Source organism: Rhodococcus sp. IEGM 1307, assembly GCF_030056915.1.
Taxonomy (GTDB): Bacteria; Actinomycetota; Actinomycetes; order Mycobacteriales; family Mycobacteriaceae; genus Rhodococcus_F; species Rhodococcus_F opacus_D.
Window position 1 is genome coordinate 140,962 of record NZ_JASHKW010000007.1, and the last position, 25,663, is coordinate 166,624.

The 25,663-nt window shown below is 68.3% G+C and carries 25 protein-coding genes; 8 read left to right on the forward strand and 17 right to left on the reverse strand.

What is annotated here, in order from left to right:
* Positions 1-51 precede the first annotated feature (51 nt).
* Positions 52-3,288, reverse strand: a complete 3,237-nt coding sequence (locus QM841_RS15470; RefSeq protein WP_283332644.1) for an arabinosyltransferase domain-containing protein — start codon at positions 3,286-3,288, stop codon at positions 52-54.
* A gap of 59 nt (positions 3,289-3,347) precedes the next feature.
* Positions 3,348-3,608 (reverse strand): helix-turn-helix domain-containing protein, encoded by a 261-nt coding sequence (locus QM841_RS15475; RefSeq protein ID WP_005572349.1) that lies wholly within the window; start codon positions 3,606-3,608, stop codon positions 3,348-3,350.
* Between the two features lie 54 nt (positions 3,609-3,662).
* Between QM841_RS15475 and map the strand changes: the two genes are divergently transcribed.
* Positions 3,663-4,427 (forward strand): type I methionyl aminopeptidase, encoded by a 765-nt coding sequence (gene map / locus QM841_RS15480; protein ID WP_283332645.1) that lies wholly within the window; start codon positions 3,663-3,665, stop codon positions 4,425-4,427.
* A 7-nt stretch (positions 4,428-4,434) separates the two neighbouring features.
* Here map and QM841_RS15485 read toward each other — a convergent pair whose 3' ends face one another.
* Positions 4,435-6,225, reverse strand: a complete 1,791-nt coding sequence (locus tag QM841_RS15485) for a glycosyltransferase family protein (protein WP_283332646.1) — start codon at positions 6,223-6,225, stop codon at positions 4,435-4,437.
* A gap of 214 nt (positions 6,226-6,439) precedes the next feature.
* Here QM841_RS15485 and QM841_RS15490 point away from each other — a divergent pair, with 214 nt between their 5' ends.
* A complete protein-coding gene (locus QM841_RS15490) occupies positions 6,440-7,141 on the forward strand; it encodes an MspA family porin (RefSeq protein WP_280781868.1) in 702 nt (233 codons plus the stop codon).
* Here the strand turns inward: QM841_RS15490 and QM841_RS15495 are convergent.
* The 4 genes from QM841_RS15495 to dprE1 form a co-directional block, all read right to left on the reverse strand.
* The gene (locus QM841_RS15495; protein WP_283332647.1) at positions 7,138-7,413 is read right to left on the reverse strand and encodes a hypothetical protein; all 276 of its coding nucleotides are present in this window, start codon (positions 7,411-7,413) and stop codon (positions 7,138-7,140) included. The genes QM841_RS15490 and QM841_RS15495 overlap by 4 nt on opposite strands.
* 111 nt (positions 7,414-7,524) lie before the next feature.
* Positions 7,525-9,417 carry a galactan 5-O-arabinofuranosyltransferase gene (locus QM841_RS15500; protein ID WP_283332648.1) on the reverse strand — a complete coding sequence of 631 codons (1,893 nt, stop codon included), beginning with the start codon at positions 9,415-9,417 and terminating at the stop codon, positions 7,525-7,527.
* A gap of 11 nt (positions 9,418-9,428) precedes the next feature.
* Positions 9,429-10,190, reverse strand: a complete 762-nt coding sequence (gene dprE2 / locus QM841_RS15505) for a decaprenylphospho-beta-D-erythro-pentofuranosid-2-ulose 2-reductase (protein ID WP_005248822.1) — start codon at positions 10,188-10,190, stop codon at positions 9,429-9,431.
* Positions 10,190-11,623: a decaprenylphosphoryl-beta-D-ribose oxidase gene (dprE1, locus tag QM841_RS15510; RefSeq protein WP_280781865.1), complete on the reverse strand. Its 1,434-nt coding sequence runs from the start codon at positions 11,621-11,623 to the stop codon at positions 10,190-10,192. The genes dprE2 and dprE1 overlap by 1 nt, the downstream gene beginning before the upstream one ends.
* 98 nt (positions 11,624-11,721) lie before the next feature.
* Between dprE1 and QM841_RS15515 the strand changes: the two genes are divergently transcribed.
* The 3 genes from QM841_RS15515 (at position 11,722) to QM841_RS15525 (ending at position 14,437) form a co-directional block, all read left to right on the forward strand.
* Positions 11,722-12,198, forward strand: coding sequence for a GtrA family protein (locus tag QM841_RS15515; RefSeq protein ID WP_009477153.1), 477 nt, complete (start codon positions 11,722-11,724; stop codon positions 12,196-12,198).
* A gap of 122 nt (positions 12,199-12,320) precedes the next feature.
* Complete coding sequence (locus QM841_RS15520) at positions 12,321-13,229, forward strand: PIN domain-containing protein (RefSeq protein ID WP_283332650.1); 909 nt, start codon at positions 12,321-12,323, stop codon at positions 13,227-13,229.
* Between the two features lie 170 nt (positions 13,230-13,399).
* Positions 13,400-14,437, forward strand: a complete 1,038-nt coding sequence (locus QM841_RS15525; RefSeq protein WP_105414014.1) for an alpha/beta hydrolase — start codon at positions 13,400-13,402, stop codon at positions 14,435-14,437.
* Here the strand turns inward: QM841_RS15525 and QM841_RS15530 are convergent, their stop codons facing one another.
* The 6 genes from QM841_RS15530 to rfbA all read right to left on the reverse strand — a co-directional run bounded on the left by QM841_RS15530 (position 14,438) and on the right by rfbA (position 18,895).
* Positions 14,438-15,514 carry a S1C family serine protease gene (locus tag QM841_RS15530; RefSeq protein WP_283332651.1) on the reverse strand — a complete coding sequence of 359 codons (1,077 nt, stop codon included), beginning with the start codon at positions 15,512-15,514 and terminating at the stop codon, positions 14,438-14,440. It abuts the gene before it with no gap.
* Between the two features lie 28 nt (positions 15,515-15,542).
* Positions 15,543-15,950, reverse strand: a complete 408-nt coding sequence (locus QM841_RS15535) for a TIGR03618 family F420-dependent PPOX class oxidoreductase (RefSeq protein WP_283332652.1) — start codon at positions 15,948-15,950, stop codon at positions 15,543-15,545.
* An 84-nt stretch (positions 15,951-16,034) separates the two neighbouring features.
* Positions 16,035-16,844, reverse strand: a complete 810-nt coding sequence (locus QM841_RS15540) for an enoyl-CoA hydratase (RefSeq protein WP_105414011.1) — start codon at positions 16,842-16,844, stop codon at positions 16,035-16,037.
* A 22-nt stretch (positions 16,845-16,866) separates the two neighbouring features.
* Complete coding sequence (locus QM841_RS15545; RefSeq protein WP_283332654.1) at positions 16,867-17,373, reverse strand: SRPBCC family protein; 507 nt, start codon at positions 17,371-17,373, stop codon at positions 16,867-16,869.
* A 57-nt stretch (positions 17,374-17,430) separates the two neighbouring features.
* Positions 17,431-18,018: a dTDP-4-dehydrorhamnose 3,5-epimerase family protein gene (locus QM841_RS15550; RefSeq protein ID WP_280781860.1), complete on the reverse strand. Its 588-nt coding sequence runs from the start codon at positions 18,016-18,018 to the stop codon at positions 17,431-17,433.
* Position 18,019: 1 nt separating this feature from the next.
* Complete coding sequence (gene rfbA / locus QM841_RS15555; RefSeq protein ID WP_283332655.1) at positions 18,020-18,895, reverse strand: glucose-1-phosphate thymidylyltransferase RfbA; 876 nt, start codon at positions 18,893-18,895, stop codon at positions 18,020-18,022.
* Between the two features lie 63 nt (positions 18,896-18,958).
* Here rfbA and rfbB point away from each other — a divergent pair, with 63 nt between their 5' ends.
* Positions 18,959-19,963: a dTDP-glucose 4,6-dehydratase gene (gene rfbB / locus QM841_RS15560; protein ID WP_283332656.1), complete on the forward strand. Its 1,005-nt coding sequence runs from the start codon at positions 18,959-18,961 to the stop codon at positions 19,961-19,963.
* On the opposite strand, the gene QM841_RS15565 is transcribed toward rfbB, so the two are convergent.
* The 3 genes from QM841_RS15565 to QM841_RS15575 all read right to left on the reverse strand — a co-directional run bounded on the left by QM841_RS15565 (position 19,953) and on the right by QM841_RS15575 (position 22,536).
* The gene (locus QM841_RS15565) at positions 19,953-20,744 is read right to left on the reverse strand and encodes a class I SAM-dependent methyltransferase (RefSeq protein WP_283332657.1); all 792 of its coding nucleotides are present in this window, start codon (positions 20,742-20,744) and stop codon (positions 19,953-19,955) included. The two genes, rfbB and QM841_RS15565, sit on opposite strands and share 11 nt — an antisense overlap.
* A gap of 10 nt (positions 20,745-20,754) precedes the next feature.
* Entirely contained in the window at positions 20,755-21,747 is a 993-nt protein-coding gene (locus QM841_RS15570; protein ID WP_349307404.1) for a lysylphosphatidylglycerol synthase transmembrane domain-containing protein, read from the reverse strand.
* A gap of 69 nt (positions 21,748-21,816) precedes the next feature.
* Positions 21,817-22,536: a DapH/DapD/GlmU-related protein gene (locus tag QM841_RS15575; protein WP_283332660.1), complete on the reverse strand. Its 720-nt coding sequence runs from the start codon at positions 22,534-22,536 to the stop codon at positions 21,817-21,819.
* A gap of 104 nt (positions 22,537-22,640) precedes the next feature.
* Here QM841_RS15575 and QM841_RS15580 point away from each other — a divergent pair, with 104 nt between their 5' ends.
* Together QM841_RS15580 and QM841_RS15585 are read left to right on the forward strand one after the other, a co-directional pair.
* Positions 22,641-23,741, forward strand: a complete 1,101-nt coding sequence (locus tag QM841_RS15580; RefSeq protein ID WP_283332661.1) for a DegT/DnrJ/EryC1/StrS family aminotransferase — start codon at positions 22,641-22,643, stop codon at positions 23,739-23,741.
* Positions 23,741-24,706 (forward strand): Gfo/Idh/MocA family protein, encoded by a 966-nt coding sequence (locus QM841_RS15585; protein ID WP_280781854.1) that lies wholly within the window; start codon positions 23,741-23,743, stop codon positions 24,704-24,706. Before QM841_RS15580 ends, QM841_RS15585 begins: the two co-directional genes overlap by 1 nt.
* On the opposite strand, the gene QM841_RS15590 is transcribed toward QM841_RS15585, so the two are convergent.
* Positions 24,696-25,652: an NAD(P)/FAD-dependent oxidoreductase gene (locus QM841_RS15590; protein WP_283332663.1), complete on the reverse strand. Its 957-nt coding sequence runs from the start codon at positions 25,650-25,652 to the stop codon at positions 24,696-24,698. The two genes, QM841_RS15585 and QM841_RS15590, sit on opposite strands and share 11 nt — an antisense overlap.
* Positions 25,653-25,663 lie beyond the last annotated feature (11 nt).

The following is a 25,663-nucleotide window of genomic DNA, read 5'->3' on the forward strand; positions in this document are numbered from 1 at the left end:
GTCAGGAACCTGAGTAGGCATATTGCCGCCTACCAGAGGGTAGGGACACTTCTAGTAGTAACGCACCGGTCCGGCCGACCAGGTACCAGACCTGGTCACCTGTTCGGATTCGACCCGCGCGGGCGTCGCCGACTCGTCGAGCGGTGTGTACCGCTCGAGCGAGCCCCAGTCGCGGTCCCAGTCGTTCGACAGGTAGGTGGCCAGGGTGCTCGCCGACAACAGCTGGTCGGTCCAGCCCAGCGGGCCGCCGCCGAACTTGTCCTGCCAGGCATTGGTGGACTCGGCGCCGATGCGGTCGGGGAGAACACGCCACTGCGGGACCTCGGCGACGCCGTAGCGGTGGTCGAAGGGCCGCTGGCAGGGGAAAGCGAGCCCGACGGCCCAGTCGAGGAGCACGGGGTCGCTGGAGCCGACGACGGTCTGCAGGGTCTGCATCGTCGGCACCCGGGGCGGTGTGACCGCCAGCCACTGGCCGGGGTCGGTATCCGGGTCGTCCGCGACGAGCCGGACCGTGTTCGCCTCGGCGGGCAGCTGGTCGAGTGGCACGCGCAGGTTGCGCCACGACGGGGACGGCCCGATGTCGATCGGGTCGACGGTGCCGAGCGCGGTGACGGACCCGTCGGGGCCGGTGACCCCGTACTCGACCTTCAGACTCTGACCGGGGGTGACGACGCCGTCCGCGTCGACCGACCGGATGCGCCCGGCGGCCGAGAGGGTGAGGATCGGTGCGTCGTCGCTGCGGTCGGGCAGCCCGTACCAGCCGGTGGTGAGGGAGGCGGGTGTCTGATCCCCGCCCGGCTGGTAGCTGCCGAGAACCGGGGTCCGGGCGGGGTCGAGGCCGAACGGCAGCGTCACGGTGCTGCCGTTGACGCCGGCGGTGGCCTCGGTACCGCCACCGGTGCCGGAGCTGGTGCCCGTCGTCGTCTCGTCGGTCTCGGTGTCGACGGTGTTCGCGCCGCCGGTGGCGATCTTCTCGGAGTCGGCGGTGAGGTCGTCGGCGATGCCGTTGGGGGTGAAGCCCTCCGCGGACGTCGTGCCGAACGCGCCTGCGCCGTTCGGGTCGGTGACCGGGGTGAGCGGCTGCAGCAGTGCGGCGGTGGGGTCGGTCTCGACGAGGACCTCGTCGGCGAGCGCGCACGAGTTGCCGGTCACCGACTCGATGTTGGCCTTCGCGATGGAGTACCCGGGGTACTGCGCGACAGCACCCTTCAGCAGCGACAGCACCTCGAACAGGACGACGGCACCGGCCGCGACGGTCAGCGGCGACGGCGCCAGCATCCGGGCACGTTTGCCGTTGGGCTTCTTGCCGCTCTCGTACGGTTCGCGGACGTGGTACCAGGCGGCGAGGAGCAGCGTCAGGACCGTGAGGCCCAGGAACAGCGTGGAGAAGCCCTTGCCCGCGATCATCGGCGGCTTGTCCCACCACGGGACGCCGTAGCTGGACACGTACCACCAGCCGTTGGAGCTGGTGAACGCGACCGCGAGGATGAACAGGACACCCGCGGCGAACAGGGTGCGGTTCCGTTTGGAGCGGATGCTCGCGGCTCCCACCCCGACCGCGGCGAGCACCGCGACGGAGCCGGCGAGACCCGCGTACACACCGAAGTGGTGGGTCCATTTGGTGGGCGTGAACATCATCAGCAGCAGCGACGCGAACACGATGCCGAGGATTCGGCGGGACGGTCCGATCGCGGTCCCGGGCACCTTCCCCTTGCGCAGGATCAGCATCACGCAGACCACGACGCACAGCAGCATCACGAACACGCCGAAGCGGCGGGCCAGCGAGCCGTCCGGCGAGATCCCCATGAGCGAATCCCAGCGCAGCCGCTCGTCGAACCAGGCCACGTTGGGGCCGAGGGCGGTGCGGACCCGCGTCGACTCGAGCACCGTCGCCAATGTCTGATCCGCGAAGACGGCCACCATGACGACGGTTCCCGCGGCGAGGATCGGCAGGATCTGGGACGCGAATCCCACCCGGTGGCCGCGCGCGATGACGATCTGCAGGATCGGCCGCGCACCGGCGATCAGGGCGGCGATGCAGATCAGGCCCGACGGTCCGGCCGCGAGAGAGAACGCGGCGATGAGCACGGCGACGGCACCGGGGAGGAGTCGTCCGGTGGCGATGGCGCGCTCGATGGAACACCACGTGAGGAGGGCGCCGAGCGCGATGACCGGTTCGGGACGCAGCCCGTTGTCGTACGGCAACCAGAACGCCAGGAAGACCAGCCCGCCGGTCCAGAGGGCAGTTCTGTTGCGCCGCACGGCCACACCGAGGCGGGGAATGACCTCCCGGCTGATCACCATCCAGCAGAGCAGGGCGGCGAGGAGCGTCGGCAGTCGCATCCACATGCTCGCCGTGCTCACCTTCGCCAGCGCCGCGAGGAGTTCGTACGACCACCCGAACGGCGCCTCGGGGACACCGAACCAGCGGAAGTAGTTGGCCATGTAGCCGGAATGCTCCGACACCCGCGCCATGCCGAGGAGATAACCGTCGTCGGAGGTGTTGGCGCCGACCACATGCCACAGCAGCAGCGTCCCGATCACCACGGCGTCGACACCGGTGAACTTCCACCAGTGCGCGGGCAGGAAGCGGCGCGCGCGGCGACCGTCGATGCCGTCCACACGGTGCAACGCGTACAGCGACGTCAGTGTTGCGAGGACGCACACGATCATCGCCAGCAGTTTGAGCAGGGTGGGGCTGGACGAGAATCGGGAGTCCGGGTGGACGTGCACGTTCAACCCTGACGGCGCCGCCCCCTGCAGGTCGGTGAACAGGCCGACCATCTGCGGGCGCTGGTCGCCCTCGACGGAACCGGCGAGGGGTTCGGCGGTGCCCGTGATCTCCGCCGACGTCCGCTGGTGGTCGGACGTGACGGTGAGGGCGGTGCAGCCCTGGACATCCGCGGCGTCCGCCGAGATCAGGGAGATGCCGCGAATCGTGACGTCGACCGTGCCGCCGGCGCCGCCCTTCACCACGAGGCCGTTCTTCTCGAAGTCGGGCGCGCGATTCGGGAGGGTGGAGACGACGGTGCCGCCGTCGGGTCCGAGTTGCGTGAACACCGAGCACGGCACGGTCACCTGCATGTCCAGCGGTGTGTACGAGACGAGTGGCGCCTCGACGCTGTTCACGGTGCCGTCCTGCGGCCAGTCGATCGACGCGGCGTCCTGCTTCACCGGGAGGAACGGGGTGGCCAGCGCGAGCACGAACCCGATCAGGCCGGTGACGATCGCGACGAGCCGGGAAGTGCGGATGGTCCGAAGGTCAGGCGGCGGGGGTTGGGACGGCACAGGACGATGTTAGGCGATGGTGGCTCCGCCACCCGTGAGTACTTGTTAACGCGCGGCGGTTAAGAAGTACTCACGGGACCGAAGGTCACGACCGCGGCGACGTCGTCGAGGGAGAGGTCCAGAACCCGGGCGACCGCGGCGATCGTGAAGAACGCGGGTGTGGCGATGCGTCCGGTCTCGATCTTGCGCAGGGTTTCGACGGAGATGCCCGCGTCGAGTGCGACCGTGACCATGCTCATGTCTCCCCGCGCGGATCGCAGCAGCTCACCCAGCCTCTGCCCGCGTTCGAGTTCCTCTGCTGTCAACGGCACACGCACCATGTGCCATATAGTAATACCGGTATAGAAATTGGATCCCGACGTGGAGGGTGAGCCGTGGTCGAGTTGAAGTCGGCGGCCGAGGTGCAGGCGATGCGCGCGGCGGGCCGGGTGGTGGCCGACGCCCTGGCCGCAGTGCGCGAGGCGGCCGCGATCGGGGTGACACTTCAGGGCCTCGATGCGGTGGCCGCGACGGTGATCCGCGACGCGGGGGCGGAGCCCGTGTTCCTGAACTATCACCCGAACTGGGCGCCCAGCCCGTTTCCCGGGGTCATCTGCGCGAGCGTGAACGATGCGGTGGTGCACGGCATTCCCGGCGAGTACCGACTCCGCGACGGTGACCTCGTCAGCATCGACTGCGGCGCCAGGCTCGCCGGCTGGTGCGGGGACGCCGCCGTGAGTTTCGTCGTGGGAACGGCCGACCCGGCCGACATCGCCCTCGTCGAGGCCACCGAAGCCGCTCTCGCGCACGGTATTGCGGCCGCCCGGCCGGGAAAACGGTTGGGAGACATCGGTGCCGCCATCGGACTGTTCGCGCGCGGCGCGGGGTACGGCATGCTCGCCGACCACGGCGGGCACGGCATCGGCAGGCAGATGCACGAAGATCCGCACGTGCCCAACGAGGGTCGCGTCGGGAAGGGAATGCTGTTGCGTCCCGGGATGGTGATCGCGATCGAACCCATGCTCATCGCCGACGGCACCGACGACTACCGGCACGAGGCCGACGGCTGGACGCTCCGCACGGCGACGGGCGCCCGTGCCGCGCACAGCGAGCACACCGTCGCCATCGGTGAGGACGGACCGGAAGTGTTGACGCGGTAGGACTTTCCTACGTCAGTGCTCGCACGTCCCACACCCACACGCCGTCGACCGGCTTCGCGGGTGCCCCGACGAGCTGCTGGACCGTCTCGCGCAGAACGCGATCGTTCTGGGTGTGCGGCAGGACCAGGACGTCGGCGTTCCAGAACTTCAGGTCCGCCAGTGCCTGGGCTTTCGTGGCCTCGTCGATGGCAGGCACCTGGCCGGACGACTGCGCGGACGCGAGCAGTAGGGCGGTGGGGCGGTCGTCGGGACCGTACTTACCCCTGTCCTCGCTGCCGGCCGGTCCGACGAAATACCCACCGGCGATGGGGAATGCGAGATCCTGCTCGGTCTGCCAGCGCAGCATCCGCGCGTTCTCCGGGGAGGGAAGCGGCACCGTGACGACGGAGCCGTCGGTGACGTACTCCCGCCACGTGCCGTCGGCGAAGAAACTCGGTGCGGTATCGCGTTGGACGACGGCGAGCGGCGTGGGCGCCAGCGGAAGCAGCGCCACCGCGAGCCAGCCGACCCACAACAGGGTGGTGGTCCGCTGGCCCTCTCGGGCGGACGCCAGGGCGCGGTCGGTGCCCAGCGCGAGCAGCAGGGCGGCGGCGGGCAGGCAGCCCATCGCGAAGCGCGATTCGAGTACGGATTCGAGGAGCGGCAGGTGTGAGATCAGCTTCCACGGCAGGGGAATTCCGGTGTCCCAGCCACCGATCGTCAGCGAAGTTCCGAGCGACAGGACGCCCATCACTGCGACGGTCGCGGCCGCGGCGCGAGCCAGCGGCATGCGCCACAGCCACAGGGCCGACAGGCCGAGGAGGATCAGCAGGGGCCAGCCGAAATACGCGTTCTCCTCGGTGGCGTTCATGCTGAACTCGGCGGACCCGGGCTCGCCTGCCAGCGAGGACGTCGGAAAGCTGGTGAACGCTTCGGTGTCGTTGCCGACGGGGCCGTGTTCGATCGCCCGGTAGCTGTCGGGCCCGAAGAACTGCCACCACAGGGGCACGGCGGCGATGGCCAGCGCGACGCCGCCGGCAATCGCGAAACCCTTGATGCTGCGCGTGACCGCCGTGAATGCCGCGCGCGGACGCGACGCCGCGAAGGCGGCACCGAAAACCGCGAACGCCAGCGCGTAGATAAGCAGGGGTTCTTCGCCGAGGAAGATCTGATAGGCGATCAGCAAGCCGAGGACGATGCCGTCGCGCACCGGGCGCGCACCGCTGCCCAGCCTGATCACGGCCAGCGCGATGAAGGGCAACAGGAACAGGGCGACGAAGTTGGGGTGCCCGTTGGTGTGCGAGATCAGGGCGGGGGCGAAACCGCACAGACCACCGCCGACGGCGGCCGCGAGTCGCGACGACACGACATGCCGCGAAAACACCCAATACCAGGCAATTGCCGTGCCCGACAGGCCAAGTGTGAGCGCGAGAGTGAAGGTGACGTTCGGTCCGAACAACAGCGTGACCGGCGCCAGCGGAATGCTGATGCCGAACATCGCCGTGTTGCCCATGAGATTGACGCCCAGCGGGTAGTTCTGCAGGTCGCTGGAGAGCGGATTGTCCAGATGGACCAGTGAGCGTGCGGCGACCGCGAAGAACCACTCCCACATCGTCTGGTCCTGGCCGCTGCGCACCAGATAGCCGGTCCCGAGGTGTTTCCACTGGCGGGCCAACACGAATGCCGCGAGGCCGACGTAGAAGACGACCGCCGCGACATCGGCCGGGTGCGGCCGGAGACGGGAGCGGAGAGGGCGAGCAGTGGTGCTGGTGCTCTCTGCCTGCCGAGTGGTCTCGACCTGGGTGAGTATCTCAGTCACGCAGCTGCGCCTCCGGTTCTCGGGTCGATGTCAATCGACCGAGGGTACCGGAGGTCGCTGAGAGCTTCCTTGGTTGCGATCTCGTGATTGTTGCGTGTATCACATCAAGTTGATTTGTGAACTTCTGATCAATACAGGGATATTCTCCTGCCCCACTGGTTACGCTCAGCATGCTTTTTCGTATCGGTTGCAGTGCACTCTGAATGGGGTCGGCATGACGGACATCAGCACATCTCGATTTGGGTACAAACGGTTTACACGCTCGGTGGCAGTCGCTGGCATCGCCGCGCTCGCCATGGTCATGGGCAATGGCACCGCGTCGGCCGGCGTGGACAATTCCAGTTCCGTGATCGATGCACAGGGAAATCGCATCGAAGTCGTGCAGGGCGACACGCAGTATCAGACAGTTCCGCCGCTGGACGGCGTACCCACCAGCGTGGAGTTCTTCCACAACGGTTACGCCGGGGTCGCCATCACCGGGCCGAACGCGGAAGAGTTCGAGGGAACTCAGCTCACCGTCGGCTATCAGATCGGTTACCCGGTCGCACTGGCCGGCGCGACGATCGTCCTGAACACGCCCGGACTCGGGTTCGCGATCGGGTCGAGCAACGGAATCGACCTGGGACTCCTCCCGGAGCTCTCGCTGGGTCTGAATGCCGGGACGAACGTCGAACTCGCCGGTGACATCATTCCGTCGCAGGAACTCGACATCGACCTGGAGCCCGGTGGAATCACCACCGTTCCGATCCTCGAGGGTCAGGAGTTCGACGGATCGGCCGCTGTGGTCAGGATGCAGGGAGTTCATGGCTCCATCTCCGGTGCTATCGGGCCGGTCACCATCCGTCCGTACGCAATGGCCGTGACGGAGAACGGTGACACCGTGATGACTTACGGTGTGCCGCAGAAGCTCAACTAGGCAGCCCGCCCGACAGGGTGCCTGACAGGGGTCGCCGGACTGATGTCCGGCGACCTTTGTCGACTGACATGGACGACGGCGTCGCCTGTGATCCATACGGCGGCGCCGAGCAAGGCGATTACGAAAAGCACCCAGTGCCCGGCGTAGACACCGACGATCGCTCCGATCGTCACGGCGAGTCCGGCATGCACGACCACCTCACCGCCGGCGGTGCCGAGGAGATAGTCTTCGGCACCGCTATCGGCACGTCGAGGCTCCACTGCATCCGGCATGACCGCTCCTCGCGACGACCCGACAATTCCCCTCGGGGCGCGGGAAATACCCGCCTCCCTGATTGGCTGCGGGGTTCCCGCGAGGTGGCGAGATAAACGTGAACAGACCGATCAGTTTCTTGTGACGACCACGAACGGCCCGGTCTCCGACACCGTGAATCGGGGGTCGTCGAACAGTTCTTTCGGGAACGTGACGGTGTAGCGGCGCACGTTGGGATCGTTGGGATACACGTCCTCGGCGAGCCGCAAGGTGTACCCGTCGGGGCCCTGGCGGAACACGAACGCGTCGGGGGCGCGCCACGGCGCCGCGTCGAGTGCGGTCACCAGCTGGTCGGGCGTCTCGAGTTCGCTCCAGTCCGCGATGGTCCCGGCGCGTCCGGCGAAGTCCGCCAGGGGATTCGAGTAGTGCGACGTCAGCGCCTGGAACCCGAGGTAGGGATAGAAGCTGAGGAAACTGGTGTCGGCGGTGAGGACGACCGTGTCGTCGCGGTCGCGGGGGACCTGCGCCTGGATCAGCTCGTCGACTGCCGCGTAGTGAGCGGCGGCGCCGGGTGGGCGCTGGTCGGCGCGTTCACCGTTGCCGTCGGTGTCGGTGTAGGCGACGGCGATGTCGGAGTCGAGGAACTTGGGGATGTTCTGGACGAACGACAGCGCGCCCAGCACGCCGATCACCAGGACCGCCCCCTTGACCCGCGGGTTGTCGCTGGTCGCGAGCACGAGCCAGCCTGCGAATTCGACGAATCCGAAGACACCTGCTGCGCCGAGCAGGACGATCAGCACAGGCTCGAGTCGGAACGAGAGGAGGGTGCTGCCGAGCACGGTGACCGCCATCGACAGCAGCGACCACAGGTAGATGGCCACCACCCCGACGCCGAGTGCCTGCGCGCGCCGCGACGTCGACGCGCGGGCGACGAGCCAGATGGTGCCGAGCAGGCACAGTGCCCCGGTGAGGGAGAAGTGGATCATCGGCAGTGGCAGATGTGCGCCTGCCTCGGGCAGATAGTGCAGCGCTGTTCCCGACGCCGCGGGCGAACCGCCCACGACCTTCAGCAGATACGGCAACCAGACCGTCAGTGCGAGAACGCCGGACACGGCGGCGATCACGATCAGCCGGACCAGCGGATCGATCGCCGCCCGCCACGACTTCCGGGCGCGTATCCGCAGGGTCGCGGCGAGCAGTGCGAGCAGGGTGATCGCGAAGGCGGCGAGCCCGAGATACAGCGTGTAGAACGTAGCGGCGAGGCCGAGGAACAGTCCGGTGCCGATCACGGCGCCCCAGCCGCCGCGCCCGTCGACGCGGTTCAGCCCGCCCCAGGCGAGGACGAGTGCGGGACCGATCAGCAGGGTGATGACGGCGCCGTACGGTTCGGGTGATCCGTAGGCCAGGACGAGTGCCGTGGTCGCGAGGGACACGACGATGGCCAGGTCGTGGCGGATCAGGTTGCTCCACAACACCAGTGCCACGACGGCTGCGACGGCGAGCGATCCGATGGCGTATGGCTTGAAGGCTTCCCAGCCGTCCACGCCGAGGAGGTTGGCGACGCGCCCGCCCACCCAGAACCAGCCGGCCGGGTAGTACGGCGGCAGGTCGGCATACGTCATGTCGCGCAACGCCGCCGAGTCGGTCAGCCGGGTGAGGTACTCGGTGCGGAACTCCTGGTCGACGGAGACGCCGTGCAGGTAGAGCTTGGTGGCTGCGAGAGGCAGACCGAGGGTGACGGTCACGAACCCGGACAGGCTCGCCCACGACAGCAGCCGGGCGAACCGCGGGGCCCGGTGCAGTCGTACGAGCAGGACGGACACCGCGATACCGGCGATGGCAACGACCTGGCCGACCGTGGTGACGGCCTGGGTCACGTTGGACGAGTTGAACGCCGGCCACTGCACCCGCGCGAACGCGAACAGTCCGACCGCCGCCACCACTGCGGCCGCGACGGCCCCCAGCAGCATTTCGACAGCTGTCGACAGGGACCGTCGGGCCGGTGCTACGTCTGCTTCCGTCACGAGGGCGAAGCTTAGATGGGCAGCTTCTTGAAGATCGGTCGCGGGATGTGCCGCAGGATCATCATCACGTAGCGGAAGGCGCCCGGCGCCCACACGAGATCCTTGCCCTTCTCCGCCGACGTGACGGCGAGCTTGGCCACGTCTTCCTTGTTCACGGTGAGCGGGGCTTCCTTCACGTCCGCGGACATGCGGGTGCGGACCTGGCCGGGACGGATGACGAGGACGCGCGGACCGAACTCGCGCAGCGCCTCACCGAGTCCGAGGTAGAAGCCGTCGAGTCCGGCCTTGGTGGATCCGTACACGAAGTTGGAGCGGCGCACGCGCTCGCCCGCGGCGGACGACATGGCGATGATCTGGCCGAAGCCCTGTGCCTTCATCTTCTCGCCCACGAGCACGCCCACCGACACTGCGGCCGTGTAGTTGACCTCGGCGATCTGGACGGCCTTGCGCTGGTTCTGCCACAGTTCCTCGGCGTCGCCGAGCAGGCCGAACGCGACGATGGCGACGTCGACGTCGCTCTTCGCCCACGCCTCGTCGATGACCTTCGGGTGGCTCTCGGTGTCGACGGCGTCGAAGTCGATGACGTCGACGGCGTTGGCGCCGGCCGCTTTCAACTGGGCGACGGCGGCATCGCGACCGGGATCACCCGGCAGCGCGGCGAGGATCACCCGCATCGGCGCCTTCTTCAGGTACTCCTCGCAGATCGCGAGACCGATCTCGGAGGTGCCACCGAGCAGCAGCAGTGTCTGGGGATTCCCGACAGCGTTGATCACTAGAGTTCCAACCTTCTGGACATATCGGAGGCGAAGACATTGGTGGGGTCGTACTTGCGGCGGGTGGCGATCCACTCGTCGATCCGCGGGTACATGGCGTGGAAGGTCTCGGCGGTGGTCCGCGAGTCCTTGGCCGTGTAGAGGCGGCCGCCGAACTTCAGGACCCGCTTGTCGAGTTCGGTGACGAACTCGTTCAGGCCGGGCTTGATGCGGAAGTCGACGCAGATGTTCCAGCCCGGGATCGGGAAGCTCAGCGGGGCCTGGTTGCCCTCGCCGAACAGCTTGAACACGTTGAGGAACGAGTAGTGCCCCGACTTCTGGATGTCGCGGATGATGGCCTTGAATTCCTCGACCGCGGTGGTCGGCACCACGAACTGGTACTGCAGGAACCCGTTGGATCCGTAGGCGCGGTTCCACTCACCGAACATGTCGAGCGGGTGGTAGAACTGCGTCAAGTTCTGAACCTTGTCGCGGTAGGTGCCGGACTTCCGGAACCACAGCTCGCCGATCATCGAGAAGTTGAACTTGTTGGCAAGGCCGTTCGGGAAGACGTCCGGGAACGTCAGCAGCTGCGGGGCGTCGAACGCGAGGGGGTTCTTCTGCAGCTTGGCCGGCAACTGGTCGAGCTTCGCGAGCGAACCGCGGGAGATCGCCGCGCGACCCAGCTTCGGCGGCGCTGCGATGGCGTCGAACCAGGCGCTCGAGTATTCGTAATTGGATTCGCTGCCGTCGCTGTGCAGCGCGATGGTCTCGTCGAGCGTTTGGGTGACGTCGCCGTCGGCGATGAAGTACGCCGTCTCGGTGGGCGTCATCTTGATGGTCGCCTTGAGGATGATGCCCGTCAGGCCCATGCCGCCGATCGTCGCCCAGAACAGCGCGCCCCTGGGGTCGTTGCGGCCGCCCTTCGGCGTCAGCGTGCGCACCTTGCCGTCGGCGGTGAGCAGGTCCAGCGACACCACATGGTTGCCGAAGCTGCCGGCGCTGTGATGGTTCTTGCCGTGGATGTCGGAGCCGATCGCGCCGCCGATGGTGACCTGCCGGGTGCCCGGCAGCACCGGAACCCACAGACCGAACGGCAGGGCCGCCTTCATCAGCTGGTCCAGGTTGACGCCGGCGTCAACCTCCACCAGGTGGGTGTCGCGGTCGATGCGGTGGATCCGGTTCAGCGCATTCATGTCGATGACCAGGCCACCGGCGTTCTGCGCCGGGTCGCCGTAGGAGCGGCCGAGGCCGCGGGCGATCACCCCACGCTGCAGGTGAGCGGGCTTCGACTCGTTCTGCTCCGCGACCTGGGCGACCGCTCGCGCGATCACTTCCACGTCGGGAGTGGACAGCACCTGCGCGGTGGTGGGCGCGGTGCGTCCCCAGCCGGTGAGGGTGCGGGTCTGTGTGGGGAGCGCCTGGGTGGGCGTCTCTTCTGCTGTCGTGGACATCGAGGTAGAGGGTACCCGGAGGCCGGCCCCGCGGGCCCGTGCGTGCTTATCCACCGCACGCGGTCGACAAGTACTCACGGGGCGCTAGCCTCGTCGTCGTGTCAGAAACCCAGCCGAGTCACGAGCACGAACCGCACGTTCCGCTCCCCGTCGAGATCCCCGTCACCGAGAACATCGCGGACGACGCACTGGACCTGAAGACGCAGATCATCCGTTTCGTCCTGACCGGCGGATTGTCGGCGATCGTCGACTTCGGCCTGTACGTCCTGCTGTTCGAAGTGGTCGGGCTCCCCGTGAACGTGGCGAAGTCGATCAGCTTCATCGCGGGCACCACCACCGCGTACCTGATCAACCGCCGGTGGACGTTCAAGGCCGAACCGAGCCGTGCCCGCTTCGTGGCCGTCGTCATCCTCTACGCGGTCACGTTCGCCGTGCAGGTGGGCCTCAACTGGGTGATGTATCACGCTTTCCCCGACGAATGGTGGCGTCTGCCGCTTGCGTTCGTCATCGCCCAGGGCACGGCGACGGTCATCAATTTCGTCGTGCAGCGCGCGGTGATCTTCAAGATCCACTAGCGCCTGCCGGGCAACCACACGGCAATGCCCCGATGGGTGCTGCGATGACCCCGATCCGGGTGTTTGGGTAACGACTCAGCAACTTCTCTGGCGCGGCAGGCGCGTTCGGTGAGAATCGATCAATGCTGATTGTTCTCGACACCTCGGCCGTCACACGAGACGCGCGCTTCGAGACGTTCGTCCGCGACGCCCTCGACCACGGCGGCCGGGTGCTCGTTCCCCGCCTCGTCCTCGTCGAGGTAGCGCACCGGTACCAGCGGGAATCCGTCGCCATGATCGACGCCCTGACCGTCCAGGCGCGGATGTACGACCGGCTCGGGCTCCGGGAGGACCTGTCGGTCTTCGTGGACGCCGCCCGGGCCAAGGCCGACGGGTACGTCGACTCGCTCGCCCGGCAGCTGGAGGCGATGGGCTGCGACGTGATCGAGCCGGCCCACGTGTCGCACCTCGACATCGCCGGTCGCGAGTTGCAGCGTCGTCGCCCGTACGTGGACAAGAAGCGGCACGGCTACACCGCCACGGTGAACTGGCTGACGGTCCTGGACATCGCCGATCGCCGCCCGTCCGAGGACGTGGTGTGGGTCAGTGCGAACTCCCGGGCGTTCGGCAGCGGCGAACCCTCGACGTGGCACGACGAGATCTGGGCCGAGCTGCAGGACCGCGGCCTCGAGAACCGGGTGCGGTGGGTGGTCGATCTCGACGACGTCGATCTCCGGGACACGGACGTGCCTTGCCGCGAGCGGGTCTTCGAACCGGTCGTGCCGCCGCTGCCCGCGATCGCGGTGCCGGCTCCGCTCCCGTCCCGGCCTCCCCTCCCGCCCCGGGCACCCGTGGCGACTCCCGACACCGTGGAACCCCCGGCCGCGACGCTTCCCCCCGTGCACGTGGCACGACCCCGGGTGGCGCCGCAGCGGATCCTGCCCTCGGGCAACGCGGACGCCGGCGGGCGTCGCGGCATCGGCAGGATGATGGGCGGACGAAAGCGCAAGGTCACCGTGGTGGACGAGCTCGACGAGCTCGATTTCGGCTGAGTCGACCCCTCGATGGCCCACTTGCCACGCCTGCGATAACGATTCGGGCAAAGGGGATAACGACTTGGGGCCGAAGCCACCATGAGTGACACACGACCGCGGCGGGTACTCCAAGGTTGAAGTTACGTATCCGTCAACGGCGACGGGTACCGGCGACCAGGGGAGAAGGCATGAAATCTGTGCCGAACGACCGCAAGCCGTCCGCGCAGCAGCGGAGCGGGACACCGATCGTCCAGTACCGTTCGGGGGCGAGGCTCGCGGGGCCGAGTATCGAATCCCAGGTTCTCTACCAGGCGTGCAGGTGGTTTCTCCGGCCTGTGGTGCGGATGGCCCCGATCAACGAATCGGCGATTCGCAGGGCCGCGTTGCTGGACTTGGCGGCGGGGATCCGTCCCGCGTCCGGAATTCGCCGACAGAAGGTGCGACTGCCCGGATTCGACGCGGAGATCGTGCGCGCGCCGGGGGTGTCTCCGGACCTGGGTGACGGTGTCGTCCTCTACCTGCACGGCGGCGGGTTCCTGTGTTGCGGGCTGAACACGCATCGGCCGGTGGTCGCGACGATCGCGAAGCTGACCGGGCTGCCGGTGATGCACGTCGGCTACCGGCAACTGCCCGACACGAACATCAGCGGTTCGGTCGACGACTGCCTGACGGCGTACAAGTGGTTGCTGGAGAACGGAGCCCGCGCGGGCGGGACGGTGTTCGCCGGCGACTCGGCCGGCGGGTTCCTCGTCTTCGCGACGGCGCTGAAGGCCCGCGAGGAGGGCGTCGATCTGCCCGCCGGCCTGGTCGGACTGTCGCCGCTGCTGGACCTGGACTGCGCAGACAAGCTGGTGCACGCCAATGCCGCCCGCGACGTGTTCGCGCCCGTGGAGGCGCTCGTCACCATCGGCAAGCTCGGCGGCGAGGTGGACGGCGTGCTCGACCCCGCGCTGTCGCCCGTGAACGGGACTCTCGAGGGTCTGCCGCCTGCGCTGCTGGTCGCTGCGGAAGGTGAGGTGCTGAGGTCGGATTCGGAGCTGATGGCGTATCGGCTGAGCGCTGCGGGTGTTCCGACGACGCTGCAGATCTGGGACGGCCAGGTGCACGCGTTCCCGGCGTTGTGGCCCGGTCTGCCGGAAAGCCGTGCGGTGCTTCGGCGTATCGCGCGTTTCGTCACGACACGCGTGCGACCGGACGACGGTGTCGCCCGGGACAAGACCGCCTGACTACCGCGGCGGGCCTTTCTCGAGCACGATCGTCGTCGATCGCTGTTGTCCGCTCTCGTCGAACCAGCGCACCGCGACCTCGTCGCCGGGGTGCCGCGCGATCATGCGTTCGCTGAGATCGTCCGAGGACCGGACGGGTGTTCCGTCGAATTCGGTGATGACGTCTCCGATCTCGATGCCGGCGTCGTCGGCGGGGGTGCCGATGCTGACCCAGAGCACTTCGGCGCCCCGGTCGTCGTCGGTGACGCTGATCCCGAGGAGAGGGGTGTCGCCGATGTGCACGGTGGCGGACGTGGTTCCGGCGCGGACCTGATCGACGATCGTCATCGCGGTGTCGATGGGCACCGCATACGATCTCGGCTGAATGGGAGCGGGTTTCGTGGGGTCGGAGTCGGCGTTGCCCGCGGTGTTGACGCCGATGACGGCGGCGGTGGCGTCGACGAGGGGGCCGCCGGAGTCGCCGGGACGTACGGCCGCGTCGATCTGGATCAGCCCGTTCAGCCGGTTCCGGGAACCGTCGGTGGAACTGCGGGCGGTGATCGTCTGCTCGACGTCGGTCACGAACCCGCGGGCCGCCACCGGAACCCCGCCTCCCTCCGCGTTACCCACCGCGGTCACCGGGTCGCCGATTCCGATGGTGGTGTCCTTCGCGAGGGTCGCCACCGGGAGGTCGCCCGCGCCCTGGAGCCGGAGTACCGCGACGTCGCGGGAACTGTCGTACCCGAGGACGTCCGCGACGTACTCCGCACCGTTGCCCAGGCTCACCGCGCTGATGTCGAGGGCGCCGTCGATCACGTGATGGTTGGTGAGGACAACGCCGTCGGGGGTGAGCACGATCCCCGTTCCCGCGGTTTCGACGAGACCCGAATCCGCGACGAGCGTGACGATCGCCGGGATCGCCCTGGCCTCGACCTCCTCCGGGGTCAGGACCACGGGCGGCGGCGGCGGAGGCGCTGCGGGCTGAGCGACCGTCGCCGCGGGCGTTCCCGGTTCGCGGACCGGTGGTGCGCTCAGCAGCAGGCTGCCGATCACCGCCGTGGCCACGGCGAGGACCGTTGCGACGCGGGGGGTCGTCATGCCCGGTTGTCGTCGTCGCGGAGTCGGTTCAGGACTGTTTCAGCGATCCCCAGCCGTGCCAGGTGTCGATCTCGATCCAGGCGCTGACCCGTTTGCGGTCGCGGACGGGGTACGGCTTGCCGGTGTACTGCGTCGCGAGGCGGTCGATGTCGGCGAATTCTTCGTCGTCCACGAACTCGGCCACCCGGCCCTGGACGCTGACGTGGGTGATCCAGTCGTCGGGGTCCATCGCGGTGAGGCTGACGCGGGGGTCGCCGCGCAGGTAGTCCAGGCGTCGACGCTCGGCGTCCATGTTGACCAGCACCCTGCCGTCCTCGAACAGGTACCAGGTGGCCACGGACACGGGCTGGCCGTCGGGTCGGACGCAGGCGATGGTGGCGTAATTGGGCCGAGCGAACATCTCGGCGGCTTTCGGTGTCAGAGGTGGCTTCGACATGTCCGAAAGATACTCCGAAGGCCTCCGGCCCTGTGCGTGGTTGACGAGTCTCGGCCCCCGTCAACCCTGCACGGGGCAGGCGGCCTAGCGCCGGTCCCGGAACCGGGGTTCGCGCTTGTCCTTCCGCGCGGCGGTGGCCTCCTCGAAGTTGTCGGTCAGCAGCCGCACCAGCAGCTGCCCGAGTCCCTCCTGGTGGATGTGGGCTTCGAGTGAGGCGGCGTCGAGCCCGGACCACAGCGTGCGCTTCGTCAGTTCCAGGCCCGGCCGGGAGAACCGCGACATGCGCTCGGCGAGGTCGAAGCATTCGTCCAGGAGGTCCTCGCCGGGCACGCACCGCGACACGAGTCCGATCCGCTCGGCCTCGTCGGCGTGCACGTCGCGACCGGACAGCATGATCTCGAACGCCCGGGACGAGCCGATCGCCCGGGGCAGCAGGTAGCTCAGGCCCAGTTCGCTCGCGGTCAGGCCGTTGTTGATGCCCGCCGCCCGGAAGTAGGCGTCGTCTGCCGCGATCCGGATGTCGGAGGCGAGCGCCAGGCACAGGCCGCCGCCGATGGCCGCGCCGTTGACGGCGCTGATCACCGGCTGGTGCATCCGGCGGAGCGAGAGCACCACGTTGTCGAGCATCTCCATGGCCCGCAGGGCGACGGTCGGCGGGGTGAGTCCGTCGACGTGGGGGAGCGTGCCCGCGGATCTCTGGTCGGCGCCGGAGCAGAAGCCGCGGCCGGCGCCGGTGATCACCACCGCGCGCACCGCGTTGTCGTTGCTGATCTTCTCCAGCGCGTCGCGGAACGGGATCATCACGTCGAACGCCATCGCATTCATGCGTTCCGGGCGGTTGAGCGTTACCAGGGCGATGCCCGGCCGGGGGTGGTCGACGACGACGAAGTTCACGCACTCGATACTAGAACACGTTTCAATTCTGTGGATCGATTTGTGGTCGCGGACGCCCGGGGGCGACCGTGCGCGCGAGGATGCCCAGCGTCGCGCGCAGGGCGTTCTCGGAAATCACCGGGAAGATCCCGGACTCGCGCCACACCGGGTCGATGGACGACCAGTCGTAGAACGACGTCACCATCGTTCCCTCGTCGATCGGCTCGAGCCGGTACCCGTACACGTGCCCGATCTGCGGCCGGATCTGGCCGAGAACCTTCCAGGAGATCTCCCGGTCGGGCACGAACGTCTCGATCGTGACCGTCACGTCGTAGAGGCCGAGGTCGAAGTCGTTCAACGCGTCGCGGTCCATGTGCACGACGAACGTGTCGCCCGCCGCCGTGACGTGGTCCCCTTCCGCGGACATCAGCATCCCGGAACTGTCGATCGCCACGTGTCCCGCGGGATCGCAGAGGAGGCCGAAGATCGTCGCCGGGTCCGCGGCGACAGCCCGCCGGACCTCCAACCGCTCGCCGGTGTCAGTTGTCATGTCCGCATCCTGCCACCCCATGTGAGTGCCATCGAGTGCTCGGGCACGCAAAAACACTCACATGGGGTAGGTGGGCAGCACTCCGGCGTCCAGGGCCTGCTTCAGAGACGGTGCGGCCGAATCCTTCTCGGACAGCTGGAACGTCAGCGGGCTGCCGTCCCGGCCCACCGTGGGCCAATCGATTCCCAGTTCGGGATCGAGTGGGTGGAGGTCGTGGTCGAGGGCGGGGGTGTACTCGATCGAGCACAGGTACATCACGGTCGACGCGTCCTCGAGGGACAGGATCGCGTGGCCGACGCCGGCCGGAAGGTAGACCGCGCGGCGGTCGACGTCGTCGATGAGCACCGAATCCCACTGCCCGAACATCGGCGACCCGACGCGCAGGTCGACGATGACGTCGAGGAACGCACCCTTGACGCAGGTGACGTATTTCGCCTGCCCGGGCGGGTTGTCGGTGAAGTGGATGCCGCGCAGGACACCGGCGGCGGACACCGAGCAGTTGGCCTGCGCGAGTTCGAGGCTGTGCCCGACGGCGGCCTCGAACTCCGAGCCCTTGAACCATTCGAGGAACACGCCGCGGTCGTCGCCGAACTGCCGCGGGGTGATCTCCCAGGCGCCCGGAACCTTCAGTTCCCGATACTCCACGTCACCAGTCCTTGCCGCGTTCGAGAAGTTCGAGGAGATAGTCCCCGTATCCGGACTTGCCGAGAGTGTCGGCGCGGGCGCACAATTCGGCGTCGGTGATGAACCCGCGGCGCCAAGCGACCTCTTCCGGGACGCCGATCTTCAGCCCCTGCCTGTGTTCGAGCGTGCGCACGAAGTTCGCCGCCTCGAGCAGCGAATCGACGGTGCCGGTGTCGAGCCAGGCGGTTCCGCGGGGAAGCACCTCGACCTGTAGCCGTCCGGCCTGCAGGTACGCCTGGTTGACGTCGGTGATCTCGTACTCGCCGCGGTCCGACGGCCGCAGGTCGCGCGCGATCGACACGACGTCGTTGTCGTAGAAATACAGTCCGGGGATCGAGAAGTTCGACTTCGGGGTGGCAGGCTTCTCCTCGATCGACATCGCCCGGCCCGAGTCGTCGAATTCGACCACACCATAGGAACTGGGATCGGATACCCAGTAGGCGAACACGGCGCCGCCGTCGATGTTCTCGAAGCGGTTCAGCCGGGAACCGAGTCCGGGGCCGTAGAAGATGTTGTCGCCGAGGACGAGGGACACGGACTCGTTGCCGATGTGGTCGGCGCCGAGCACGAACGCCTGCGCCAGGCCGTTCGGTTCCTCCTGCACCTTGTACGTGAGGTTCACCCCGAACTGGGAGCCGTCGCCGAGGAGCCGGCGGAACTGCTCCGCGTCGTGCGGGGTGGTGATGACGAGGATGTCCCGGATGTTGGCCAGCATCAGGGTGGAGAGCGGGTAGTAGATCATCGGCTTGTCGTAGACCGGGACCAGTTGCTTGCTCACTCCGAGAGTGATCGGGTGCAACCGGGACCCGGTACCGCCTGCCAGGATGATTCCGCGCATGTGCGCAGTGTTCCAGTGTTCGCGTCGGATAGAAACTCGGGCGCGCCACTAGGGTGGGTGCACATGAGGCTTCTCGTGACAGGCGGCGCCGGGTTCATCGGTGCGAATTTCGTGCACCAGACGGTCGCCGAGCGCCCGGACGTGCAGGTGACGGTGCTCGACGCGCTGACGTACGCCGGCAACCGGCGGTCGCTCGACCCGGTGGCCGACCGCATCGAGTTCGTGCACGGCGATGTGGCGGATTTCGCGCTGGTGGACCGTCTGGTCGCGGACTCGGACGCGGTGGTCCACTTCGCCGCGGAATCGCACAACGACAATTCGCTGGCCGACCCGACGCCGTTCGTGCAGACGAACGTGATGGGCACGTTCTCGCTGTTGCAGGCCGTCCGCGCACACGACGTCCGGTATCACCACATCTCCACCGACGAGGTGTACGGCGACCTCGAACTGGACGACCCCGAGCGTTTCACCGAGTCGACCCCGTACAACCCGTCGAGCCCGTACTCGGCCACCAAGGCATCCAGCGATCTGCTGGTGCGGGCCTGGGCGCGGTCGTTCGGGGTGCGGGCCACCCTGTCGAACTGTTCCAACAACTACGGCCCGTACCAGCACGTCGAGAAGTTCATTCCGCGCCAGATCACCAACCTGATCGACGGGGTGCGCCCCCGCCTGTACGGCAGCGGGAAGAACGTGCGCGACTGGATCCACGTCGACGACCACAATTCGGCCGTCTGGACGATCCTGGAGAAGGGGAGTCTCGGTCAGACGTATCTGATCGGCGCGGACGGCGAGGTCGACAACCGGACCGTCGTCGGAACGCTGCTCGAACTGTTCGGCCGCGACGCCGACGACCTCGACTTCGTCACCGACCGCCCGGGCCACGACCTGCGCTACGCGATCGATTCGACGCGGCTGCGCACCGAACTCGGCTGGACGCCGCAATACAAGGATTTCCGCAGCGGGCTCGAGGCCACCGTGCGGTGGTACCGCGACAACGAGTCGTGGTGGCGGGCGCAGAAGGAATCCGCGGAGAAGGCGTACGCGGCCACGGAATCCGTCATCGGCTGACGGTTCCGCGAAACGCCCACGCTCTCGCCTTCAGTGCGATGCGGCCGGCCTCGTCGCGCCTCGAGCGGGCATCGAGCAGGTCGCGAAGCTCGTCTCGACGTAAGGCGGGCAGGGACGCGCAGTATCCGGGCGCCGGTCCCTGCCCGCCCAGAAACGGCCGCCAGAAATCGTCGAAGTCGGCGAACACGGTGGGCACGTCGAGCGGGTGCACCTCCACCGCGGCCAGCCCCGCGGTGGACAGTGCGTCGCGGAGAGGCTGCGGCCGGCAGAGCGGGAAGCGGACGCCCTCGTCGAGGTCCGCGGCCTTCTCGTCGAGTTCGCGGGCGGCGTCCCAGAACGCGCGAATCATCTGCATTCCCTCGGCGTAGTCCCACACGTACCCGGCGACCGTCCCGCCGGTGCGCGTGACTCGGCGCATCTCGGCGAGCCCGTCGATCGGATGGGGAACGAAATTGAGGACGAGCCCGGACACCACGCGGTCGAACTCGCCGTCCTCGGCGGGGATGGATTCGGCGGTGCCAGACCGGACGTCGAAGCGGGGATCGTCCGTGCCGGCCCGAGCCGCCGCCGCGAAGGGCTGCGACGGTTCGACGCCGACCACCCGGGCCGGATCCGCCGTGCGGAGAACGGTGTGGGCGAGGGCGCCCGTCCCGCAACCCACGTCGCACCATGCGCCGCCCGGGCCGGCGGCCATCCACCGTAGGAACTGCGTCGCGACCGGCCGGCTCCAGCGGCCGATGTAGCGCTCGTACGCGGGATCGATCTCCCAGGCGTCCGTCATCGCGATCTCCTCAGGACGGCTGCGGAACCCGGGAATCCTCGTGGACGAGGGCGTTGCGCAGCGAACTCGAACCGGCGATCGCGGCGACGAAGCCGGCGAGCACCTCGCACAGCGTGAACACCAGGCGTGACGCGAGGGCCAGCCCGAGCGCGACCCCGCTGTCCATGAACGGGGACAGAGCCGCGACGACGACGGCCTCGCGGACCCCGATGCCGGACGGCGCGACGACCACCAGCACGCCGGCGCACATGCCGAGGGCGATCGCGCCGATGCACTGCACCAGGGTGCCCGCCTCGAATCCCGCCGAACTCGACGCGAGGAACCAGAGGTGCACGCCGTAGAGGACCCAGCTGACGGCGCACCAGCCGAGGGCCAGCCCGATCTTGTGCATGGTCAGCTGCCGCTGCAGCGGGGCACGCCGCAGGATCCGCAGGGCCAGGTTCACGAGCCGGGTGAGGACCGGTGGGTAGCAGCAGACGAGCGCGATCGGGACGAGAACGATCACCGCGACCGCCGCGACGGTGCTGATGTGGAACAGGGCGGGCAGCGCCAGCAGCCCGACGACCAGCGCCGACGTGATGCTCAGCCCGACGGTGACGAGGACGGCGACGAATCCGTTGGCCCGCGACACCCCGGCCCGGCGCACGAGCTCGGTCTGGAGGACGAACGCCCACACGCTGCCCGGCAGATACTTGCCGAGCTGGCCGACCAGGTAGCAGCGGGCGGCGTCGAAGGCGGGGATCGGGTGTTCGAGGGCGCCGAGCGCGTGCTGCCATGCGCGCACCGCCGCGCCCATGCCGAGGAAGACGAACACCGCGGAGACGGCGAGCGCCCACCAGTCCAGCTGGGTGATCGTGTCCCTGACCTCGGCCCACTGCGATTTCACGGCGAACACGACGGCGACGACGATCGCGAGGGTGACGAGGATCCGCAGCGCGTTCATCAGGACGGCACGACCGCCGCGGTCCGGGACGATCTCGGGATCGGTGTCCACGAGAACCACCCCCTCACCGGCAGTGCGCTGCGGCAGTGCAGCGTTCGTTTCCGACGATAGCAATCGGAGGGCGCCGGATCAGGAAACGAGCGGTTTCACCGACAGCTCCCGCCACCAGGCGAACGCGTCGGCGAGCGAGTTCGGGAGTTCCGCGTCGGCGTCGAGCCTCCCCGAGGCGTACACCTTCGCCACCGCCGCGATGTCCCGGTCGGCGATCCCGGCGCGGCTCATGCCCACCCGGTTGGTGCCGCGCAGGGCGGCGGGGTTGCCGAACACCGTGGCGAACGGCGGAATGTCCTTGGCGACGACCGATCCCATTCCGACCATCGCCCGCGCACCGATCACCCGCCGCTGATGCACCACCGCGCTCATACCGAGGTTGACGCCGTCGCCGAGGGTCACGTGACCGCCGAGGGTGCTGGACGGCGAGAGGACGCAGTCTTCGCCGATCCGGACGTCGTGCTCGACGGACGTGTGGTTCATGACGAATCCGCCGCGCCCGATGGTCGTCGGACGCTCGGCTCCCTGCTGGACGGCGCTCATCTCCCGGATCACGGTGCCCGCGCCGATCACGACCCCCTGGTGCGGGCTGATCTCCGTCCACGTGCGGGGATGCGTCTTCCCGATCCACTCCGGCGGCGCCCCGAGCGTCGCGTGGGCGCCGATCCAGCAGTCGTCGCCGATGTCGAGCGGGCCGGTGAGGACGGCATACGGTCCGATGCTCACGCGGTCCCCGATCGTGACGCCGTCGCCTATCACGACGGTCGGGTGGATCTCGCAGTTTTCACCGATGGTCATGAAAGTTGGCGATTCCTTCCAGGAGCCGTGCAGACCGTGGGAACCTTCAAGAGGGTGCAATCTGTGAAGACGGTGTGAACGCACGTCAATCTATCGGAGGAACCGTGATCGCGATCTCGAGTATCTCTTTCGGAGAGGACGTCGAGCGCGAGGTTCTCGACACCCTGCGATCAGGGATGGTCGCGCAGGGACCGAAGGTCGCGAGGTTCGAGGTGGGGTTCGCCGAGCTCGTCGGCACCCGGCACGCCGTGGCCGTCAACAGCGGCACCACCGCGCTGATCGCGGCGCTGCGGGTGCTGGATCTCCAACCGGGCGACGAGGTGCTCACCACCCCGTTCACGTTCGTGGCCACGCTCAACGCGATTCTCGATTCCGGCGCGACGGCCCGGTTCGCGGACATCGGGGAGGCCGATTTCGCGCTCGACCCCGACGCCGCGGCGCAGTGCGTGAACGAGCGCACCCGGGTGCTGATGCCGGTGCATCTCTACGGGCAGACCGCGGACATGGGTGCGTTGATGCCGCTGGCCGAGACCGAGGGGCTCGCCGTCGTCGAGGACGCCGCGCAGGCACACGGTGCCACGTTCGACGGCAAGGGTGCGGGCAGTTTCGGGCTCGGCTGCTTCTCGTTCTACGCGACCAAGAATCTCACCACCGCCGAGGGCGGCATGGTCACGACGGACGACGACGCGGTGGCCGACCGGTTGCGGGTGCTGCGGAATCAGGGCATGCGCCGGCGCTACGAATACGAGATGGCGGGCCAGAACTTCCGGATGACGGATCTGCAGGCCAGTCTCGGGTTGCCGCAGCTGGGTTCCTATCTGCAACAGGTGGAGTCGCGCCGCCGCAACGCCGAGGCGCTGCGGACCGGGCTGAAGGACGTCGAAGGTCTCGTTCTGCCTTCGGAACTCGCGGGCCGCGGGCACGTGTGGCACCAGTTCACCGTGATCCTCGCGCCCGATGCGCCGATCGACCGCGACACCCTCGCGCAGCGCCTGAGCGATCGGGACGTCGGCAGCGGCGTCTATTACCCGAAAACCGTCTACGACTACGACTGCTACCGCGAGCATCCCCGCGTGATCGCCTCACCGACGCCGGTCGCGACATCCGTGGCCCGTCGGTGCCTCAGCATCCCCGTCCACGCCGCACTTTCCACCGACGACGTCGACCGGATCGTCGCCGCGGTGCGCGAGGCGATGGAGGTGTGATGACGTCCACGCGACCGCGGATCGCGCTCGTCGGATCCGGCAAGATGGGTTCGCTGCACGCCCGCGTTCTCGCGCAGTCCCCGCTGTGTGACCTCGCCCTGCTCGTGGAACCGCGGGAGGAACACGGGCGGGAGGTCGCCGCGCGGTTCGACACCGCATGGGCCGCGGATTTCGACGAACTGGACGGCATCGATGCCGCCGTCGTCGCGGCGGCGACACCCGCCCACTACGAGTTGGCGGGCCGCGTCCTCGACCTCGGCAAGCCGGTGCTCGTCGAAAAGCCGCTCGCCGCAACGTACGAGGAGAGCACCGATCTGGTGAAGCGCGCGGCCGCGACCGGTGTTCCGCTGATGTGCGGCCTGCTCGAGCGATACAACCCGGCGGTCCGGACGGCCCGCGAATTCGCCGGTGACGTGTGGCAGGTCAACGGAATCCGGCACTCGCCGTTCGTCTCCCGCATCCCCACCGGCGTCGCGACCGACCTGCTGATCCACGACGTCGACCTCGCGATCGGTTTCGTCGGGTCACCGCCCGTCGGCGTGAAGGCCGAGTTCGGGTACTTCCACGACAGTTCGCGGCGCAACGAGGCCGAGGACTGCGCGGAGGCGGTGCTACGTTTCGAATCCGGTGCGGTGGCCACCATCTCGGCCAGCCGGGTGAGTCAGCGGAAGGTCCGGCAGTTGTCGCTGTTGGAGCCGGACCGCCTGATCGAGATCGACCTTCTGCGCCGCGACATCACCATCTACCGGCACATCGACGACGACCTGCCGGCCGACCGCGACGGCTACAAGCAGCAGACGGTGATCGAGATCCCCACCCTCCGCTACAGCGACGAACCCCTCGCCGCCCAGCTCGCGCATTACGTCGGGCTGATCGGCGGCGAGGGGGACGCCGACGCGGAGCGCGACTCGATCCTGCCCGCGCATCGCGTGGTCCACGAGGCGACGGTGTCGGCTACCGGCTGAGCGCTCCGGCGACCGCCAGGCGGGTGTCTTCCGCGATCAGGTCGGCGTTGAGTGCAGCCGCGGCACTCAGGCCGGCTCCGGCGGCGACGATCACCTGCGCCTTCGGGTCTGCGACGTTGCCGGCCACCCACACCCCCGGGACCTCGGTGGCGCCGGTCGCGTCGGCGGCGACGGCGGTGCCGATCACGTGTCCGGCCATCTCCATCTCGGTCGTGTCCAGGCCCAGGCTGGTGAGGAAGTCGGCGCGGGCCCGGAACAGGGGTGCGACCACTACGGCGGTCACGGGGAAGACCTGACCCGTGCGCAGCCGGACCCCGGTCAGCCGGTCGTCCTGCACGTCGAGCCCGGCCACACCGCCGTCGATCATGGCGATACCGCGTGCGGCGAGCTGCTCGTACTCCTCGCCGGTGGGTTCGTCCGCGTCGTTCAGGAACAGCGTCACGTTCTCTGTCCACTGTCGCCACATCAGAGCCTGGTGCACCGCCAGCGGACTGCCGGCCAGGACGCCGACCGGCTGGTCCCGGACCTCCCAGCCGTGGCAGTACGGGCAGTGCAGGACGTCGCGTCCCCAGCGCTCGGCCACCCCGGGGACGTCGGGGAGCACGTCGACGAGGCCGGTGGTCACGAGCAGTCTGCGCGCCCGCACGGTCGCGCCGTCCTCGAGCGTCACCCGGAACTGGCCGTCCCCGACCTTGTCGGCGGACGTGACGGTGCCGGTCACGATCTCGCCGCCGTACCCGGCGACCTCCTCGCGTCCGATGGCCAGTAGTTCGCCGGGCGGTGTGCCCTCTCGGCCGAGGTAGTTGTGAATGTGCCCGGCCGGTGCGTTGCGGGGGGCGCCGGCGTCGATCACGAGCACCGAGCGGCGTGCCCGCGACAGGGTCAGTGCCCCGCCGAGTCCGGCCGCTCCGCCACCGACGACCACTACATCGTAACTATCTTCCATCGCGTTCTCCT